The following is a 16,935-nucleotide window of genomic DNA, read 5'->3' on the forward strand; positions in this document are numbered from 1 at the left end:
GTCTTTTTATTAAAGCAGGAATTGATGTTTCTGCTCTGAACAGCTGCATTTGTGGGCTTTTAGATGCAGATGCCGTAAATATGAAAGTTACTTTAACTGAACATCGTCTGAGCGTTAAGGCGAGATTTTTGGTTTTGGATAAAAAAGCCTGCTCAGTTGATCTGGCAGGCTACAAAAAGGTCAGCCCTTGCCGGTGCTGCCAAAGCCGCCGGTGCCGCGGTCGGTATGCTCAAATTCTTCAACAATGTCGAAGCTCGCCTGAATCACCGGCACCAGTACCAGCTGTGCAATGCGGTCTCCGCTTTCGATGGTGAAGGCCTCCTGGCCGCGGTTCCAGCAGGAAATCATTAGCTCGCCCTGATAGTCGGAATCAATCAGGCCAACCAGATTGCCCAGCACGACGCCCTTTTTATGGCCAAGGCCGGAGCGCGGCAGAATGGTCGCGGCAATGCCCGGGTCTTCGATGTAAATGGCCAGACCGGTGTTGATCAACCGGGTTTCGCCCGGCTGCAGCGTCAGTGGTTCGTCGAGCAGTGCGCGCAGGTCCATACCGGCAGAGCCTTCTGTGCCATAGGTTGGCAGCGGGATCTCTTCAGTGCCGATGCGTGGATCCAGAATTTTCAGTTGCAGCTTGTGAGTCATGTTAGTTTCCGAGGTTTAAAATCTGGTCGAGGATGAAGTGGGCCACATCGCGTTTAGAGGCCGGACCAAAGGGGACGCTTTGCTGGTCAGAGACCCAGAGGACTTCATTGTTGGCAGCACCGAAGCCGATGTCTGAGCGGGACACGTCGTTGGCGACAATGGCATCGGCGTTCTTGCGTTGCAGTTTGTCGGCTGCATATTGCTCGGTTTTCTGCGTTTCAGCGGCGAAGCCGATCACCGTTGCCGGCCGGTTTTCATGGTGGCCAATGCTGGCGAGAATATCGGGGTTTTCAATCAGCGTGATGGTGCGCTCTGCGCCGCTGCCGTCCTTTTTGATCTTCTGGTCTGCAGCGCTGCTTGGCCGGTAGTCAGCAACTGCCGCGGTGCCGATAAAGACATCACAGCCAGCGATGCTGTTCAGCGCCGCTTCGTACATTTGACTGGCACTGACGACATCCACCCGGTTCACACCCGCCGGCGTTGCCAGATTCACCGGCCCGGCTATCAGGGTGACAGTGGCGCCGCGTTCGCTGGCTGCCTGAGCCAGTGCAAAGCCCATCTTGCCGCTGCTGTGATTGGACAGGTAGCGCACCGGGTCAATCGCCTCCTGCGTCGGCCCTGCGGTAATCACCAGGCTTTTTCCGCTCAGGTCCTGCGGCTGAAACAGCGCCTTGGCCATCTCAAAGATTTCTACCGGCTCCAGCATGCGGCCGTAGCCCATGTCGCCACAGGCCTGCTCACCCGCTGCCGGGCCAAACTGGCAGGCATTGGGCAGTATTTCCAGCAGTGATTGCATATTGCGTTGTGTCAGCGGGTGATGCCACATGAATTCGTTCATCGCCGGGGCGATTGCCACCTTCGCCCGGGTTGCCAGGCAGAGCGTGGTCAGCAGGTCGTTGGCCATACCGGCGTTGATGCGGGCGATGGTATCTGCCGTTGCTGGTGCAATGACCACCAGGTCGGCCCATTTCGCCAGTTCGATGTGGCTCATGCCCAGCTCTGCGGTTTTATCAAACAGGCTGGTGCTCACGGGGTTGCCGGAGAGCGCCTGCAGGGTTAAGGGGGTAATGAACTCCTGCGCGGATTCGGTCATCACCACGCGCACTTCTGCACCTGCCTTTATGAACTGACGAACCAGTTCGGCAGATTTATAGGCAGCGATGCCACCAGTAATACCGATAACGACGTGTTTGTTGTCAAAAACTGAAATGCTCATAAAGAAATAATGTCCGTGATTTTAGCTGGTTCGACCGGCGCGCTTACATTGAGTTTCATTCGGGCGGTGGTATGGTGCTAACGCACTAGCAGCGCTGACTGCCCGGGACGGGCACAGTATCACAACTGAAAATTTGATAGTAAAGGGAATGACAATGTCGATAAAGGAATGGCCGGAGCAGCTGCGGCCTCGGGAAAAGCTGCTGAACCAGGGGCCGGAGTCGCTGTCTGATGCCGAGTTGCTGGCAATCTTTCTGCGGACCGGTATACCCGGCCTGGATGCGGTGGGGCTGGCTCAGGAAATTCTCAATCGTTTTGAGAATATCGCCCATCTGTTTCAGGCAAACCTGCAGGAATTCTGCGAGGGCCCGGGTTTGGGGCCGGCGAAGTACGTGCAGCTGCAGGCGGTGCTGGAAATGAGCCGTCGCTATCTGCGCTGTGAACTGCAGTCTCGCAAGGCACTGACCTCACCCGCGGACACCCGTAATTTTCTGTTGGCGCAAATGCAGGGGCTGGCGCGCGAGCAGTTCAGCTGCATCTGGCTCGACGCCCAGCACCGGGTGATTCGCTTTGAAACGCTCTTTCATGGCACCATAGACAGCGCCGCGGTTTACCCCAGAGAAGTGGTCAAGGCGGCACTCGGCTGTAATGCGGCGGCGGTTATTCTGGCTCACAACCACCCCAGCGGCATCGCTGAGCCCAGTAGTTCAGACCAGTTGATCACTGAGCGCATTGCCAAGGCGCTGGATGTGGTCGATGTACGGCTGTTGGATCATATGGTGGTCGGACAGGGCGTAGTCGTCAGTTTTGCTGAAAGAGGACTTATTTGACCAAAAAAACAGCAGTTATGCTTGAGCTTGCTGCGTCGTTCTGGTATAAATCGCGCCTCTTTGAATCAGGGCCCCAGGTCCCCAAGATTTTAGGTTGATTTGCTCGAGCTTCGATTCGTCGAATTTTCTGGCATAGAGCGCTGTTTTAGTCTTACGCAAAACCGATGTTTCGACGCCGGAATGAGTGTAGATAGTCGGTGAGACGTTGGCTTTCAAGGCAATGAAACGGCATCAGTGCGCTAAAATATGAAATCCTGCGGTCGAATTTATTATTTAAGTTAAGTGCGGTGTCACCGACAATTGGAGGCGACAGAGAATGTCTAAAGTTTGCCAAGTTACGGGTAAGCGTCCTGTAACCGGGAACAATGTTTCCCACTCACAGATCAAAACTAAGCGTCGGTTCTTGCCGAACCTACACACTCACCGTTTCTGGGTTGAGGGTGAAAAGCGCTTCGTTAAACTGCGTGTTTCCACTAAAGGAATGCGTATCATCGACAAAAAGGGTATCGAGTCTGTATTAGCAGACCTGCGTGCCCGTGGTGAAAAAGTTTAAGGAGTTCAACTATGCCACGCGATAAGATTCGTCTAGTAAGTTCTGCCGGTACTGGTTACTTCTACACTACCGATAAGAACAAGCGTAATACTCCAGACAAACTGGAATTCAAAAAGTACGATCCTAAAGCACGTAAGCACGTGCTCTTCAAGGAAGCTAAAATCAAGTAATTGATTTTGCTGTACTGAGGGTTCTGAAAGGAACCTATGACTAAGCCCGGCCTGCCGGGCTTTTTGTTGCCTGCTATTCAGGGTTTTAGGTTTTGCCTGGGCCTTAATCCTTTCCATTTGGGCATGTCTTATTTTATCTTTCTGAAGCAGATAACATTCACTGATCCGGTAAACTCGCTGTATTGGCTTAAAAAGGGCGCGATTTATTATGTTTTTGGCAACGATTCGAACCTTTGTATTTTATTGCTTAGCGGTGCCTTTTACTCTGCTTTGGTGTGTGCTCTTTGGTCTCATTGCGTATCTGATCCCGTTTCCACTGCGTTATCACCTGGTGATTGGCGGCTGGGCAAAGGTGGTTCACTTTCTTTCGCGAACCATTCTGGGTATTCAGGTTAAGGTTTATGGTCGTGAAAACATCCCTGAGCAAGCCTGTGTGATTGTGGCAAATCATCAGTCCGCCTGGGAGACCTTCTACATGCAGCACCTGTTCCGGCCGCAATCGCAGGTGGCGAAGTCCAGTCTACTGAAGATCCCGTTTTTTGGCTGGGCCTATGCGACCTGCAGGCCGATTGCCATCGACCGCAGCAAGCGCAAGCAGGCGATGCAGCAGATTATTGAGAAAGGCAGCCGCAGAATTGCCCAGGGCAGCTCTATTCTGATCTTTCCGGAAGGCACCCGCAGTGTGCCGGGTAAGCCGCTGCCATTCCGTAAGGGGGGCGCGGTACTGGCAAAGGAAGCGGATTGTGTGATCGTGCCGGTAACCCACAACTCCGGGTTGTACTGGCTGAACGACCGCTTTACCAAGCGGCCGGGAACCGTTGAGGTGCATATTCACCCGCCAATCGAGACATCGAAGCTGCCGGCTGAAGAGCTGATGGCGCAGGCTGAAAAGCTGGTGGTTGGAAAGCTGGCGCAGATTACGCCGTCCGGCGAGTGCGATAACGACCTCGACTACCCGAGCGCCGTCAGTCACTGACCCTGAACGAAAAAAAGCCTCAGAACGAGGCTTTTTTGGATTTTAACGATAAGAGATTAACTGTCTTTCGCTTCATCGATGGCTTTCTGAATTTCCGCCTGAGGATAGGCGCCTTTGAGTATGCGGCCACCGACTACAAAGGCCGGGGTGCCGGTAATACCCAACTGCTGCGCCAGATAGCTGGTTTCAGAGATGTGCTGCTCAATGCTCTCGTCGTTCAGCTTGGCTTCAATGGCAGCTCTATCCAGCTGCTGTTGCTCGATCACCTTCCAGACGTCGTTCTCTGAGCGGAGGCTGCGCGTGCTCAGCAGAGCGCGGTGCAGGGCTTCGTATTTTTCCGGGTAGACCAGATTGGCAGCCAGGGCGATACGGGCGGCTGTGCCTGATGATTCGGACAGAATCGGCCATTCCTTGTAAACCACTTTCAGATCGGGGTTATCGGCGATCAAAGCCTGCAGGGTGTCGTTGGCGCGTTTGCAGTAACCGCAGTTGTAATCGAAGAACTCAACGATGGTGAGGCTGCCTTCGCTGTTGCCACCGACCGGATCAATCGGGTTGTTGATCAGCATGTCGGTCATCTGTTGCAGCGATTCGGCTTCTTTTTGTGCCTTTTCCTGCTCGGCCCGTTGCTGCAGTTTATGAATGGCTTCAGCGATCACTTCCGGGTGTTCCAGAATGTATTGGTGCACTATTTCTTCGATTTCGCTTTTACTGAATTCTTCAGCCTGAGTAAACGAAGCAGCAGCGAACAGACTTGCTGCTAAGGCAACAGGTTGAATAAATTTAACGGCTTTCATGGAGTCTCCAATCTATGATCTTAGGCTTGGATAAATAACCCAAGCTTAAGTTCCGGTTTATTGGCCGAATCTTTTGGCTCCTTTGTTCAGGTAGGCCAGTTCAGCTTCAGTGGATGGTCGATTCAGTACTTCGTTTCTGTGTGGGTAGCGACCGAACTGGACGATAATATCGCGATGCTCCAGAGCAGACGAGTGAAAGCCTGTAATTATTGTGTCCATAGCCGTAGCGGCCTTTTTGAGCTCGGTCAGCCGTTCGATGGCGTCATCGTGCAGCGCTATATCTTCAGAGTGCACCAGTGGCATCAGGCTGAAGCCCTTTTCAACAGCGCTGAGGTTATCGAACTGGCTCAGCTTCCAGCCCTCCTGTGCCCATTTCACGGCCAGGTGATCCCAGGCGAACGCCGTGGCTGACTTGCGGTACAGGTTCCGACTGAATTGATCGATCAGGACAATCGCCGCAAGCCGCTGCTCACCGCTGGTTTCATCAAAATGAATGGAACCGGTTGTCAGTTGCGAATGTGCAATGAGGAATTTCTGCCGGATTTCAGCATCGGTTTCTTCATTGCTGTCAAACCAGCGTTGCGTCCTTTGTTTTTGCGTGAGTGACTGGTCGTTAAACCAGTAATCAAGCACTTCATTCCATATAGAAGCTTCTGTCACCTGTATGTCCACCCTATTCGTCTATTCAGGTTCGGCGTTTAGTAACCGGCCAGATACTGTAATCCAGTACACAGTTAGCAAGTTTAGCCAAGGGTTCAGGTTTTGTGAGATTTCCTGCGCAGACAGCGGGTCATCAATTCTGCGGACGGCTGCGTGGTTGAGCTGATCGGCAAAGCTTCTGGTGTTGCCACCCAGTACAGGCATTGGCTGCAGCTTCTGGCACAGGCTGCTGAAGTTTTGCTGCAGCGCTGACAGTTGCCGGTTGCGCAGTGTTTGTTTCGGCCCTGACAGTCGGCCAGCCTTCAGCCATTGCTGCATTTGCAGTAACAGCTGGATTGCCTGATAAGCGGTCCGGGCCGTCGGGAAGAGCTTGTCTGTCTCTGCCGCGGCTGGCCAGAAGGGTGCGCTCAGCTGCTGCCAGATCAGGGTTTCTGCTTTTAAGTCGCACGGCGCATCCTTGGAGATGCCCAGTGCCACCGATATTTTGTCATATTGGCAGTCGAGGATTTTTCCTGCCTGCTGATTCAGCTTGTGGGCGTTCTTGCCATGCCCTTTTCTGCCGGGCTTTGTTGGCATCAGGCTGAGCGGTTCTATGCCCAGCCGGAAAAACAACTCGCGGCGCTGAATGTAGTGCTGAAAATGTTGCCACAGGCTGGACGCTGCGATCGTGAACTTGGCGGCGTGCTGATCGCGGCCGATCGCTTTCTGATAGCCCTCTGTGGTCGACAGCACCCACAGTGCCGGAGCATTGAAGCGCAAGCTGGTTTGCGCACTGCCGGAGTCATCTGTGACGGCAACCGTTTTAATGAACTTCTGCCACACCGGCTTTGCGTTGAGCTGCCGGCAATAGTCGGAAAAGTCCGGCCAGTCGTTGTGAACGAGCGACAATGTTTTCTGCGCTTCGATCAGTGTGGCCTTTTGCTCAAAGCCGACCAGCTGACCGGCAATTGCCAGGGCACGCTCATTCTGGTGCCTGGCAATAGGCGTCACCCAGTTATCGAGCAGGCCGGCCCAGCTCTCATTGCGTTGCTTTACTGCGCTGCGCCATAGCAGGAAGAAGCCCCAGGTTCTCTGGTAGAGGTTTTTCGACACCGGCGACAGTTCAAGGGCAAGCATGCCAATCAACTGATGCAGGGTCAGCGCTTCCAGCATTGGCAAGCCAATCACCAACGTACACCGGCGCAGTAGCCATTGCTTAGGCGATTGGTTGATGGCGATGACCGGGCGGTCGACAAAGGTCACCTTCCTGATGGCCGGTGCAGCCAGATAAACCTGTAGGCCCTGAAGCAGTTGGTAGAGAAGCTCCTCCGTTTCCGGGTCAACCTCCAGCCCTTGTGGCGGCTGATTTTTGGGCAGCAGGATTATCGCCGGCACAAACAGCAGCAGGCTGAACAGCAGTTGCAGCAGCGCCGCGAGCGGTTGCTGGCTCCAGGTGCTGACAGAGATCAGCGGTAACAGTAGCAGCAGCCCGATCAGCGGCAGAATAATGTAGGTAAGAGCGGGAAGTGCTGCCAAAACCCCGAGGCTCAGAATGGTATCAAACTCGTCTTCGGTGTGCCGGAAGCGGCTGGCAAAGAACTGCTCAAGCCCGCCCTCGCGGAGTTGCTTTTTAAGATCGTCCGGGCTGCTTTTCTGGTGCGTGGCCAGTGCTTCAGCCTTCAGGTTCAGGCCCTTCTGGCTTAATAGCCGGCCCAGTTTGATCGCCTCTTCCCTGGCCAGGTTGCTCTTCAGCACACAGCGGCGGTTTGCCATCATTTCGGCGACCTGGCGGTCACTGAGGCTCAGCGCTGATTTCAGCAGGAAGCAGGCCTCAGTCTTGTTGATGCCTTCCTTAAAGCTCTGGAAAACCAGGTGATAACGCACATGCTCCATAGTAAAACCCTGATAAATAGACGTTCGCGGCCACAAGCTATAACAATCTAACTGTGAATTCAGGAACTGCTCTCGGTTTTAGCAAGCAAAGTGGTGTGGGATGTTGGGAATTGAGACCTGGGACAAGCTGTCAGCGGGTGCGCCGGTTGGCGCACCCATAACAGGGCAATGATCAGTCGATATGATAGTCGCTGCCGTCTTTGGCGCGGAAGTCTTTGGCCTTATGAATACAGTGGATTTCAGGCTTGCCTTCGGTGTTCATGGTAATGTGCGAATCACCGCGAACCATGCTGAACCAGTGGTGGTGGCCGGTTGCGTCGTTGGCCGCAATGCTGACCCGTTGCATCTCGGCACCGGTGGTTTCTACCTGAATGTCATCGATGTGGGCATGGTCGATACAGCCCCGCTTACCCCTCGGGTTGATGATCAGCTCAACATGAAAGCCCTGATCGTTCTTGAATACCAGCGATTCCGGCTTTTCTTTGGAGCCGCTGAAGGCGACAAATTGCTGCGGGTCCTGCAAGCCGCTTTGGCTGCCATCGTCAAAAAAGGCCAGCAGGTGCTGGTAGTAAACGATGTAGCTTTTAACATCCTTGTGCGAGCCACGCTTGAGTGGAATGGCCTCATCCAGAAAGCGCTTGGAGTAAGCCATCATCTGGCGGATGCGTGCCGTATTCAGGGAATGGATCAGGGTTGCTTCTTCTTCGATGAAGTTATCGAAGCCGGATTCAAATGGCTGTGCAGTTAAAGCTGTCATCGGTCTTATACTCACTCTGTCAATTCGGTTTTTGTCGCGCCTGTTGAATAGGCCTTTGTATGAAAGAAATCTTAGGGTAAGTTCGACTACAATTTCACAATAGAAATTTCACACTGTGAATTTTACAAAACGGCGGTTTTACCGTCGGGGTTTATAACAATGAAAATAAATAAAAGCCTGATTCGCCAATCGCACTTCCTGGGCACCAAAGTCCGGAACCTGCGCAAGCGCAACAACCTGACCATGGAGGATTTATCTGCCCGTTGCGTTCGGGTGGACCCGGAGTCGGCACCCTCGGTTTCGTACCTGTCGATGATTGAACGCGGTAAACGGGTGCCCAGTCTGAACATGCTGGAAGTCATCGCGGCGGTTTTTCAGAAGGAACCGGAATGGTTTCTCGATGACGAGCCCGGTAATGAAGACCTGTCACCGGTGAAGAATGCCACCCAGGGCGGTGTTTCCGGTATGCCGCTGGAGCCCAGCTTCCTGTTCTCGAACGATATTCTGCAGATTGCCATCCCCGAGCTGCTGTCTCAGGCCGGGGTTTCCGGGCGGCAGTTTGCCCAGCTGCTGATTCGAGCCTACCAGGAGCATCATCAGAACCACTTTCCGGATCTGGAGCGCGCCGCCGAGGAGATTGGCGGCAAGCGCATGCCGTTGAGTGTCGAAGAGCTGCTCGCCATCGCCGCCCAGCAGGGCCTGAAGGTACATTGGTTCCGCCGTCCGCCGCAGGGGGCCATCGATGAGTTGGGTGTGTACTCCAAAAACATCGTCACCTCCTATTTGGAGCCGCCCGGTCACCTGTACCTGAACGAAAACCTCAATGCCTTCCCAACCCGGCTGAAATACGAACTGGCGGTGCATATTGGCCATTGCGTGCTGCATAGCCGTGATGGTTTTCAGATTGTTAAGGCCGTAGGCGGTGGCCATGCCGCCACCTTCGACAAGAAGGGGCATCTGCAGGCGACCGCGCCGGATATTAACGCCCAGAAAATTCTCACCGCCTGGCGCAGCTTTGAAGCCAGCTTTTTTGCCGGTGCCCTGTTGTGCCCGAAGACCGCATACCGCCAGCTGCTCGACCGCTCCGGCTATGAGATTGACGTACATAAACAGGCCGGGGTTTCGGCCTCGGTTGCAATGCGCCGCATGACTGCGGTTTCACCCTACAGTCACTGGCACTATTTCGATGCCTATGCGCCGGGCCGCCTGAAAGCGGTGTATCGCGGCAACGGCATTCCATTGCCCTGGGGCAACATGCGCGCGGTGGACGATGCCTGCCCACAATGGGCGGTATTCCGCAAGATTGATCAGCCGGGCGACAGCTCTACGGCGCAGATATCGCTGCTGCAGGTGCAGGAGGAATGGCGGCTTTATTGCTGTGAGTCGATTCGGGTTGCCGATATGGCCGGCAACCATCATGTACTCTGCGCCGGGGTGGATTTGATCCCGGCGCTGGCGGCCCAGGGTATGGATGCAGGGGCGATCGTGGACGACCTGAAAAACGCCTGTCTGAAAGCCGGTGGGGTTACCGGCATTTCACGCGCTATTCGCTCAGATTTAAGCCGGATCGGCCGGATTCTGAACATCAACTGGATTGAACGCGGGGCTGAGCAACCCGCTCAGCTGATTTGCACCAAAGGCAGTGCCTGCCCGCGCACACCGCACTGCAATTGCCAAAAAGATAAAATAACTATGTAATTTTGTAACAGAAATACCACTAGCCGATCAGCATTTGCTGGATTCTGGCTTTGAGCATTTCGATCACCACGCGGTTTTTGCCGCCGCGAGGCACGATAATATCGGCGTACTGCTTGGACGGCTGCACAAACTCCATGAACATCGGCCGCACGGTACGCTTGTACTGTTCGATGACCGAATCAACGGTACGGCCGCGCTCTTCAATGTCGCGCTTCAGGCGGCGCAGCAGGCAGATGTCGAGGTCAGTATCCATAAATACCTTGGCGTCCATACGCTTGCGGATGTTTTTGTCATTCAGCAGCAGAATCCCCTCAACGATGATCACCTTGGCCGGTTTCATGGCGACTGTTTCCGGCGAGCGGTTGTGCATCGTATAGTCGTAAACCGGTACCGAGATCTCCTGTTTGCTGGCGAGCGCATCGAGGTGCTCAATCAGCAGATCATGATCAAAGGCGTTGGGGTGGTCGTAGTTGATTTGCGCGCGCTCTTCAAAGGGGATGTCGTTGCGCTCTTTGTAGTAGCTGTCTTCCTTGATGATGCCGACGGCGTCTTCACCCAGCTCGTATTGCAGCTCCATATGTATGGTTTTAGAAAGCAGGCTTTTACCCGAGGCAGATGCGCCGGCAATACCAATAAACAGAGGCTTAGTTTTCATAGTGTGTCCAAGTCAGATCAGGGCCAAAAACAGGTTGCAGCCATGCGCCGGCAGTCGTTAAAACACCGGTAGTTCTTGTTTCAGGCAGGAGATTTTTCATTGGGCGGCTATTCTAGTGTTTTTGGTCACTTTTGTCGCTGTAATGTTCGCTGACATTAATCAACGAATTTGTAATAAAACTACATAATGGGTGGTAATGACTTGGCGGGTGGCTACAATACTGTTCCGAATTTTAAATCCTCCCTAAAAACAATTTTGTTAAGGATATAGCATGTCTGTAATCAAGATGACTGACCTAGACCTGGCAGGTAAGCGCGTATTCATCCGTGCCGACCTAAACGTTCCTGTTAAGGATGGCAAAGTAACTTCCGATGCCCGTATTCTTGCATCTCTGCCAACGATCAAGCACTGCATTGACGCTGGCGCGAAAGTTATGGTTACTTCTCACTTAGGTCGTCCGACGGAAGGTGAGTATGCAGAAGAGTTTTCTCTGCAGCCTGTCGTTAACTACCTGAACGATGCTCTTGATTGCGAAGTTAAACTGGCTAAAGACTACCTGGACGGTCTGGAACTGAACACCGGCGAACTGGTTGTTCTGGAAAACGTCCGCTTTAACAAAGGCGAGAAAAAGAACGAAGAAGACCTGTCTAAGAAGTACGCTGCCCTGTGTGACATCTTTGTAATGGATGCATTCGGCACGGCTCACCGCGCTCAGGCCTCTACACACGGTGTGGGCATGTTTGCACCGATTGCCTGTGCTGGCCCTCTGCTGGCGAACGAGCTGGACGCACTGGGTAAAGCCATGGACAAGCCTGCACGTCCAATGGTTGCTATCGTTGGTGGTTCTAAGGTTTCTACTAAGCTGACTGTTCTTGAGTCACTGTCTAAAATTGCTGACCAGCTGGTTGTGGGCGGCGGTATTGCCAACACCTTCATCGCAGCGGCTGGCCACAATGTAGGTAAGTCTCTGTATGAAGCAGACCTGGTTGAGACTGCTAAGAAGCTGATGGACGAGTGTGCGATTCCTGTGGCAACCGATGTTGCCTGTGCAAAAGCCTTCGATGAAAACGCTGAAGCTGAAATCAAGAACGTTGCTGACGTTCAGGACGACGACATGATCTTCGACCTGGGTCCGGATTCAACTGCAGCCCTGGCTGAAATCCTGAAAGGTGCTAAGACTATCCTGTGGAATGGCCCGGTTGGCGTATTCGAATTCAAAAACTTCGAAGCCGGCACCAAAGGTATTTCTGAAGCAATTGCAGCCTCTGAAGGCTTCTCTGTTGCGGGCGGTGGTGACACCCTGGCAGCAATCGACAAGTTCGGTATCAAAGCGGATGTATCTTACATCTCTACCGGCGGTGGTGCGTTCCTTGAATTCGTAGAAGGCAAGGTTCTGCCTGCTGTAGCAATGCTGGAAGAACGCGCTAAGTAATTTGCTCAAGCCCCGGCTATAATGGTTGGGGTTTTTTGTATTTGCCGGCCTGATCAGGATTAGCCGCCTGATACTGGCCGGAGCCTCCCCCTCTCAAATTTAAAAGGGTATCCCCATGACTAAAGTTTTAGACGTAATCAAGCCAGGTGTTGTATCCGGCGACGATCTGCAAAAGCTGTTCGAAATCTGTAAGGAAGAAAAATTCGCTCTTCCAGCGGTTAACGTAGTGAACACAGACACGATTAATGGTGTTATGGAAGCAGCAGCGAAAGTAAAATCGCCTGTTTTCATTCAGTTCTCTAACGGCGGCGCAGCATTCATGGCTGGTAAAGGCCTGAAAGGTGAAGGTCAGGAAAATCAGATCCGCGGTGCGGTTGCGGGTGCTAAGTACGTTCACGCTCTGGCTGAAGCTTATGGCATTCCTGTTGTTCTGCACACCGACCACGCTGCTAAGAAACTGCTGCCATGGATCGACGGACTACTGGAAGCCGGTGAAGAGCACTTTGCTCAGACTGGTAAGCCTTTGTTCTCTTCTCACATGCTTGATCTGTCTGAAGAGCCACTGGAAGAAAACCTGGAAATCTGTGCTGAATACCTGAAGCGTATGGACAAGATGGGCATGACCATCGAGATCGAACTGGGTATCACCGGTGGTGAAGAAGACGGCGTAGACAACAGCGATGTTGATCAGGCTGATCTGTACACCAAGCCAGAAGAAGTTGCCCGCGCTTATGAAGTGCTGAACGCTGTTTCTCCTCGCTTCACGATTGCTGCTTCTTTCGGTAACGTTCACGGCGTATACAAGCCAGGTAACGTTAAGCTGAAGCCTACTATCCTGCGTGACTCTCAGGCGTACTGCTCTGAGAAATTCGGTCTGCCTGAGAACGGACTGACGTTTGTATTCCACGGTGGTTCAGGTTCTTCACCGGAAGAGATCAAAGAGTCAATCGGTTACGGTGTTGTTAAGATGAACATCGATACGGACACTCAGTGGGCAAACTGGAACGGTATTCTTGAGTACTACAACGACAAGCAAGCTTACCTGCAGGGCCAGATCGGTAACCCTGAAGGCGAAGACTCGCCAAACAAGAAGTACTACGACCCACGTGTTTGGCTGCGTAAAGCACAAGAAAGCATGGTTGCTCGTTTAGAGCAGGCGTTCACTGAGCTGAATGCGATCGACCGTAACTAATTGGCTGCACAGCTAATATAAAAAACCGGGCGCTTGCCCGGTTTTTTGTGCCTGCCTGTTTCAGGCGGCGTTATGTTGGGGTGCAATTTCAGAGTGATCGCCACCACTCAGCAGTTTGCGGTTCAGCAACCCAAAGACCCGTATGGTCTTGTACTGCAGGTAGATCAGCGGGATGTAGAGTACAAAGTAGGCAATATCGAATTTGCTGAACACATCCGCCGGCATCACCGGTAACAGACCGGCATTAATCCAGAATGCGCCCAGAACAAACCCGGCGACGCCTGGGCATATCAGTGCGAAAGACGCCGGTGACTTTGCTTCACCGTAAACAAAGGTTTCAAAGTACTTCATGCGCTTTTTCACCGCCAGGCCAAGAATCGCGAACATCGCCTGTATGCCTACGAGTGCGGTGAGCCACAGGAAGTTGGCTGAGCCGTGCGCGTAGCCCTCTAGGGCGTGGGTGCCGTGATCAATGCGCAGCAAGCCAATACCCACCAGTGTCATGATTGGAATCATGACCAACAGCGTTGGCAGCCCTTCAGCGGCAGCACCGTGTTCAAACATGGCCCGAAAGCCCAGAACCAGCTTGATCACCGCCAGAATGATTGCGGTGACAAAGAAGAAGATCGCACCGATCATGCCGAGCACGACCGTCACTGCCAGGCTACTCATTGCAGCAGAGGCCGCAAAACCAACACCAATCATGGCAAACGCGAAGGCCGGTAGAATCTGCGACAGGTTGTTGTTTTTGGTGCAGTCAAATCCACCTTCCGCCAGAACCCGAGAGAAGAAGTCCAGATAGGTGCGAAATGCCAGCCAGCCGATAGCGCCGAAGGCTAATAACGCACCCGGAAACAGAAACTCTTTGACCGACCACAATCCGGGCACAAATACCGCACCAAAAATAAACGCGACATTCACCGTCATGCCTAAAGTCAGGGGAATTGCCATCAATTGGGTCTCGCCGTTGGAGGCTTTCAGATTACGAAAGGCACCGGTCTGTTTGAATCGGGCAAGTGACTTCAGGTTCCACGCCAGTAAACGGAAGTGCGTTATCCCGAACCAGAGGATGCCAATGATGGCCAAAACGGCGCTAATCTGCAGCCACAGGGGGCCGTTGGTCAACAGCGCAGCGACATGGCTAAAGGTTGGGATCGGGCTGTTCGGATGCGGTACCCAGAACATCAGATACATGAAAAAGCTGACCGATAAACCACCTGCACCCAGTGCAGATAAAAAGAATAAAGGCGAGTAGCCTTCGGCGGTTGGAGTTCGTAACTTGGAAAACATGGCAGCAGCCTCGCTATTTATTAGTGTTTTCTAATATAGCGGAAAAAGCACTCGGTGCAAGCTGTATATTAGTTATTTCTAATTATTGATTGTGGTTGCCGCCAGAGAGTTATCCCGGTTGCCGGTATCTTCGTCGCAAGGTTATTTTTTCACAGCTTATAGCTAACCTTTACAATTGGCAGTGTGTCGATTTGATGCTCAATAACAGATCACTTATCGCGCACTTAAAGTGTGCGCCGACCCGATTTGGTGCGGCACCCTACTTCCGAATTCGAGAAAACAGGCTGCAAGTTGGCGTTTTTATGCGTTTATTAAAGTTGGCATAGCCTTCGCTATTAACAACGCATCATTGTGCATTAAGACTTAGCGGCGTGCTCATGAGGCACCTGCCAGCGCATTAACTGCCAATTCAAAAGCCTGGTTTAAACTGCTTTTAAATTGGCTTAACGAATCGAAACAGAAAAGCTGTCCAAGCCTAAACAGGAATCAGCTTCTTCCTAACGCGATTCAGGTTGAACTAACGTGGAGCCAACAACATGAAATTAGTTTCCGCCATTATTAAGCCTTTCAAGCTGGACGATGTCCGCGAAGCGCTTTCTGAGATCGGCGTGCAGGGTATCACTGTCACCGAGGTTAAGGGTTTTGGTCGTCAAAAGGGTCATACCGAACTTTACCGCGGTGCCGAGTACGTGGTTGATTTTTTGCCGAAAGTTAAGGTTGAAGTCGCAATTGCTGACGGTGTTTTGGATCAAACCATCGAAGCAATCTCTAAAGCAGCGAATACTGGCAAAATCGGTGACGGCAAAATTTTTGTCACACCTCTTGAGCAAGCTGTTCGAATTCGTACCGGTGAAGCCGGCGACGAAGCTATTTAATTCATCGGATTCTTAACCGGAGAAAATAAAATCATGAACGAAGTATTTGAATTAAGTTATGCGCTCGACACCTTCTATTTCCTGGTGTGTGGTGCACTGGTCATGTGGATGGCAGCGGGCTTTGCCATGCTGGAAGCTGGTTTGGTTCGCTCTAAGAACACCACGGAAATTCTGGCTAAGAACTTCGCGTTGTTCGCGATTGCATGTTTCATGTACCTGGTTTGCGGTTACGCGATCATGTACGGCGGTGGCTACTTCCTGAGTGGCATCATGGAAACCGGTGTAACCGGCTCTGCAGATGACTGGTACTACGCACCATCTTCTGACTTCTTCTTCCAGGTTGTCTTCGTAGCGACTGCAATGTCGATCGTTTCTGGTGCTGTTGCTGAGCGCATGAAGTTGTGGGCATTCCTGGCGTTTGCCGTTGTGATGACCGGCTTCATCTACCCAATGGAAGGCAGCTGGACCTGGGGTGGTAACCCTGTGTTCGGTATGTTCGAACTGAGCATGGTTGACTTCGCGGGTTCCGGTATCGTTCACCTGGCAGGTGCGTCTGCTGCACTGGCTGGTGTTATTCTGCTGGGTGCCCGTAAAGGCAAATATGGCAAAAACGGTGAAATCAACGCGATTCCGGGTGCAAATCTGCCAATGGCGACACTGGGTACGTTCATCCTGTGGCTGGGTTGGTTCGGCTTCAACGGCGGTTCTGTTCTGCAGACCTCTACCGTTGATACAGCGAACGCGGTTGCGATCGTATTTCTGAACACCAACGCCGCTGCGGCTGCCGGTGCCATTGCTGCGATGATCGTTGCACGCATCCTGTTCAAGAAAGCTGACCTGACGATGATCCTGAACGGCGCACTGGCTGGTCTGGTTGTCATTACTGCAGGTCCGGATACACCAACTCCTCTGCTGGCTTCAATCTGGGGCGCAATCGGTGGTGTTCTGGTTGTATTCTCTATCCTGACACTGGATAAACTGAAGATTGATGACCCGGTTGGTGCTATCTCCGTACACGGTGTGTGTGGTCTGCTGGGTCTGTTGCTGGTACCAGTGACTAACGACGGCGCTACCTTCATGGGCCAAATCGTTGGTGCCTTGACTATCTTCATCTGGGTATTCGGTGCTTCCCTGATTGTTTGGGCGATCCTGAAAGCTGTTATGGGCATCCGCGTCTCTGAAGAAGAAGAGTACGAAGGTGTCGACCTGTCTGAATGTGGTATGGAAGCATACCCAGAATTCAACAAGGGCTAATCGCATAATTAAGCGGGGCGATCAGCTCCGCGCAAAAGAGTCAAAATCTAAAGGGTGCCTCGGCACC

Annotated in this window: 17 protein-coding genes; 9 read left to right on the plus strand and 8 right to left on the minus strand. The window is 52.7% G+C overall.

Going from position 1 to position 16,935, the window contains the following annotated elements; translation table 11 throughout:
• Positions 1-180 precede the first annotated feature (180 nt).
• Positions 181-642 (minus strand): dUTP diphosphatase, encoded by a 462-nt coding sequence (dut, locus tag BCF53_RS01530; RefSeq protein ID WP_132699164.1) that lies wholly within the window; start codon positions 640-642, stop codon positions 181-183.
• A 1-nt stretch (position 643) separates the two neighbouring features.
• Positions 644-1,858, minus strand: coding sequence for a bifunctional phosphopantothenoylcysteine decarboxylase/phosphopantothenate--cysteine ligase CoaBC (gene coaBC, locus BCF53_RS01535; RefSeq protein WP_132699166.1), 1,215 nt, complete (start codon positions 1,856-1,858; stop codon positions 644-646).
• A gap of 154 nt (positions 1,859-2,012) precedes the next feature.
• Between coaBC and radC the strand changes: the two genes are divergently transcribed.
• The 4 genes from radC (at position 2,013) to BCF53_RS01555 (ending at position 4,386) form a co-directional block, all read left to right on the plus strand.
• Positions 2,013-2,687 carry a RadC family protein gene (radC, locus tag BCF53_RS01540; protein WP_132699168.1) on the plus strand — a complete coding sequence of 225 codons (675 nt, stop codon included), beginning with the start codon at positions 2,013-2,015 and terminating at the stop codon, positions 2,685-2,687.
• A 316-nt stretch (positions 2,688-3,003) separates the two neighbouring features.
• Positions 3,004-3,240 carry a 50S ribosomal protein L28 gene (gene rpmB, locus BCF53_RS01545; RefSeq protein WP_132699170.1) on the plus strand — a complete coding sequence of 79 codons (237 nt, stop codon included), beginning with the start codon at positions 3,004-3,006 and terminating at the stop codon, positions 3,238-3,240.
• An 11-nt stretch (positions 3,241-3,251) separates the two neighbouring features.
• Entirely contained in the window at positions 3,252-3,410 is a 159-nt protein-coding gene (rpmG, locus tag BCF53_RS01550; protein ID WP_132699172.1) for a 50S ribosomal protein L33, read from the plus strand.
• Between the two features lie 208 nt (positions 3,411-3,618).
• The gene (locus BCF53_RS01555; RefSeq protein ID WP_132699174.1) at positions 3,619-4,386 is read left to right on the plus strand and encodes a lysophospholipid acyltransferase family protein; all 768 of its coding nucleotides are present in this window, start codon (positions 3,619-3,621) and stop codon (positions 4,384-4,386) included.
• A 56-nt stretch (positions 4,387-4,442) separates the two neighbouring features.
• On the opposite strand, the gene BCF53_RS01560 is transcribed toward BCF53_RS01555, so the two are convergent.
• The 4 genes from BCF53_RS01560 to BCF53_RS01575 all read right to left on the minus strand — a co-directional run bounded on the left by BCF53_RS01560 (position 4,443) and on the right by BCF53_RS01575 (position 8,472).
• The gene (locus BCF53_RS01560; protein ID WP_132699176.1) at positions 4,443-5,183 is read right to left on the minus strand and encodes a DsbA family protein; all 741 of its coding nucleotides are present in this window, start codon (positions 5,181-5,183) and stop codon (positions 4,443-4,445) included.
• 57 nt (positions 5,184-5,240) lie between these two features.
• Positions 5,241-5,843 (minus strand): DUF924 family protein, encoded by a 603-nt coding sequence (locus BCF53_RS01565; protein ID WP_165901774.1) that lies wholly within the window; start codon positions 5,841-5,843, stop codon positions 5,241-5,243.
• A 21-nt stretch (positions 5,844-5,864) separates the two neighbouring features.
• Positions 5,865-7,715: a M48 family metalloprotease gene (locus tag BCF53_RS01570; RefSeq protein WP_132699180.1), complete on the minus strand. Its 1,851-nt coding sequence runs from the start codon at positions 7,713-7,715 to the stop codon at positions 5,865-5,867.
• Between the two features lie 172 nt (positions 7,716-7,887).
• Positions 7,888-8,472: an aldolase/citrate lyase/malate synthase family protein gene (locus BCF53_RS01575; protein WP_132699182.1), complete on the minus strand. Its 585-nt coding sequence runs from the start codon at positions 8,470-8,472 to the stop codon at positions 7,888-7,890.
• A gap of 159 nt (positions 8,473-8,631) precedes the next feature.
• Between BCF53_RS01575 and BCF53_RS01580 the strand changes: the two genes are divergently transcribed.
• Complete coding sequence (locus BCF53_RS01580) at positions 8,632-10,170, plus strand: DUF3612 domain-containing protein (protein ID WP_132699184.1); 1,539 nt, start codon at positions 8,632-8,634, stop codon at positions 10,168-10,170.
• Between the two features lie 19 nt (positions 10,171-10,189).
• On the opposite strand, the gene udk is transcribed toward BCF53_RS01580, so the two are convergent.
• Entirely contained in the window at positions 10,190-10,825 is a 636-nt protein-coding gene (udk, locus tag BCF53_RS01585) for a uridine kinase (RefSeq protein ID WP_132699186.1), read from the minus strand.
• Positions 10,826-11,096: 271 nt separating this feature from the next.
• Between udk and BCF53_RS01590 the strand changes: the two genes are divergently transcribed.
• Together BCF53_RS01590 and fbaA are read left to right on the plus strand one after the other, a co-directional pair.
• Positions 11,097-12,257, plus strand: a complete 1,161-nt coding sequence (locus BCF53_RS01590) for a phosphoglycerate kinase (protein ID WP_132699188.1) — start codon at positions 11,097-11,099, stop codon at positions 12,255-12,257.
• 115 nt (positions 12,258-12,372) lie between these two features.
• On the plus strand, positions 12,373-13,449 hold the full coding sequence (gene fbaA / locus BCF53_RS01595) for a class II fructose-bisphosphate aldolase (protein ID WP_132699190.1): 1,077 nt from the start codon (positions 12,373-12,375) through the stop codon (positions 13,447-13,449).
• 60 nt (positions 13,450-13,509) lie between these two features.
• On the opposite strand, the gene BCF53_RS01600 is transcribed toward fbaA, so the two are convergent.
• Positions 13,510-14,739, minus strand: coding sequence for a TsoY family (seleno)protein (locus BCF53_RS01600; RefSeq protein ID WP_132699192.1), 1,230 nt, complete (start codon positions 14,737-14,739; stop codon positions 13,510-13,512).
• 536 nt (positions 14,740-15,275) lie between these two features.
• On the opposite strand from BCF53_RS01600, the gene glnK reads away from it, so the two are divergent.
• Both glnK and BCF53_RS01610 read left to right on the plus strand, forming a co-directional pair.
• A complete protein-coding gene (gene glnK / locus BCF53_RS01605) occupies positions 15,276-15,614 on the plus strand; it encodes a P-II family nitrogen regulator (RefSeq protein ID WP_132699194.1) in 339 nt (112 codons plus the stop codon).
• Positions 15,615-15,647: 33 nt separating this feature from the next.
• Complete coding sequence (locus BCF53_RS01610) at positions 15,648-16,868, plus strand: ammonium transporter (protein WP_132699196.1); 1,221 nt, start codon at positions 15,648-15,650, stop codon at positions 16,866-16,868.
• The last annotated feature ends 67 nt before the right edge of the window (positions 16,869-16,935 follow it).

Source organism: Reinekea marinisedimentorum (assembly GCF_004341165.1).
Taxonomy (GTDB): domain Bacteria; phylum Pseudomonadota; class Gammaproteobacteria; order Pseudomonadales; family Natronospirillaceae; genus Reinekea; species Reinekea marinisedimentorum.

Excerpts from the sequence above, each read along its gene's own strand:
- dut (WP_132699164.1), bottom strand. The coding sequence starts at position 642 with ATGACTCACAAGCTGCAACTGAAAATTCTGGATCCACGCATCGGCACT.
- coaBC (WP_132699166.1), bottom strand. The coding sequence starts at position 1,858 with ATGAGCATTTCAGTTTTTGACAACAAACACGTCGTTATCGGTATTACT.
- radC (WP_132699168.1), top strand. The coding sequence starts at position 2,013 with ATGTCGATAAAGGAATGGCCGGAGCAGCTGCGGCCTCGGGAAAAGCTG.
- rpmB (WP_132699170.1), top strand. The coding sequence starts at position 3,004 with ATGTCTAAAGTTTGCCAAGTTACGGGTAAGCGTCCTGTAACCGGGAAC.
- rpmG (WP_132699172.1), top strand. The coding sequence starts at position 3,252 with ATGCCACGCGATAAGATTCGTCTAGTAAGTTCTGCCGGTACTGGTTAC.
- BCF53_RS01555 (WP_132699174.1), top strand. The coding sequence starts at position 3,619 with ATGTTTTTGGCAACGATTCGAACCTTTGTATTTTATTGCTTAGCGGTG.
- BCF53_RS01560 (WP_132699176.1), bottom strand. The coding sequence starts at position 5,183 with ATGAAAGCCGTTAAATTTATTCAACCTGTTGCCTTAGCAGCAAGTCTG.
- BCF53_RS01570 (WP_132699180.1), bottom strand. The coding sequence starts at position 7,715 with ATGGAGCATGTGCGTTATCACCTGGTTTTCCAGAGCTTTAAGGAAGGC.
- BCF53_RS01575 (WP_132699182.1), bottom strand. The coding sequence starts at position 8,472 with ATGACAGCTTTAACTGCACAGCCATTTGAATCCGGCTTCGATAACTTC.
- BCF53_RS01580 (WP_132699184.1), top strand. The coding sequence starts at position 8,632 with ATGAAAATAAATAAAAGCCTGATTCGCCAATCGCACTTCCTGGGCACC.
- udk (WP_132699186.1), bottom strand. The coding sequence starts at position 10,825 with ATGAAAACTAAGCCTCTGTTTATTGGTATTGCCGGCGCATCTGCCTCG.
- BCF53_RS01590 (WP_132699188.1), top strand. The coding sequence starts at position 11,097 with ATGTCTGTAATCAAGATGACTGACCTAGACCTGGCAGGTAAGCGCGTA.
- fbaA (WP_132699190.1), top strand. The coding sequence starts at position 12,373 with ATGACTAAAGTTTTAGACGTAATCAAGCCAGGTGTTGTATCCGGCGAC.
- BCF53_RS01600 (WP_132699192.1), bottom strand. The coding sequence starts at position 14,739 with ATGTTTTCCAAGTTACGAACTCCAACCGCCGAAGGCTACTCGCCTTTA.
- glnK (WP_132699194.1), top strand. The coding sequence starts at position 15,276 with ATGAAATTAGTTTCCGCCATTATTAAGCCTTTCAAGCTGGACGATGTC.
- BCF53_RS01610 (WP_132699196.1), top strand. The coding sequence starts at position 15,648 with ATGAACGAAGTATTTGAATTAAGTTATGCGCTCGACACCTTCTATTTC.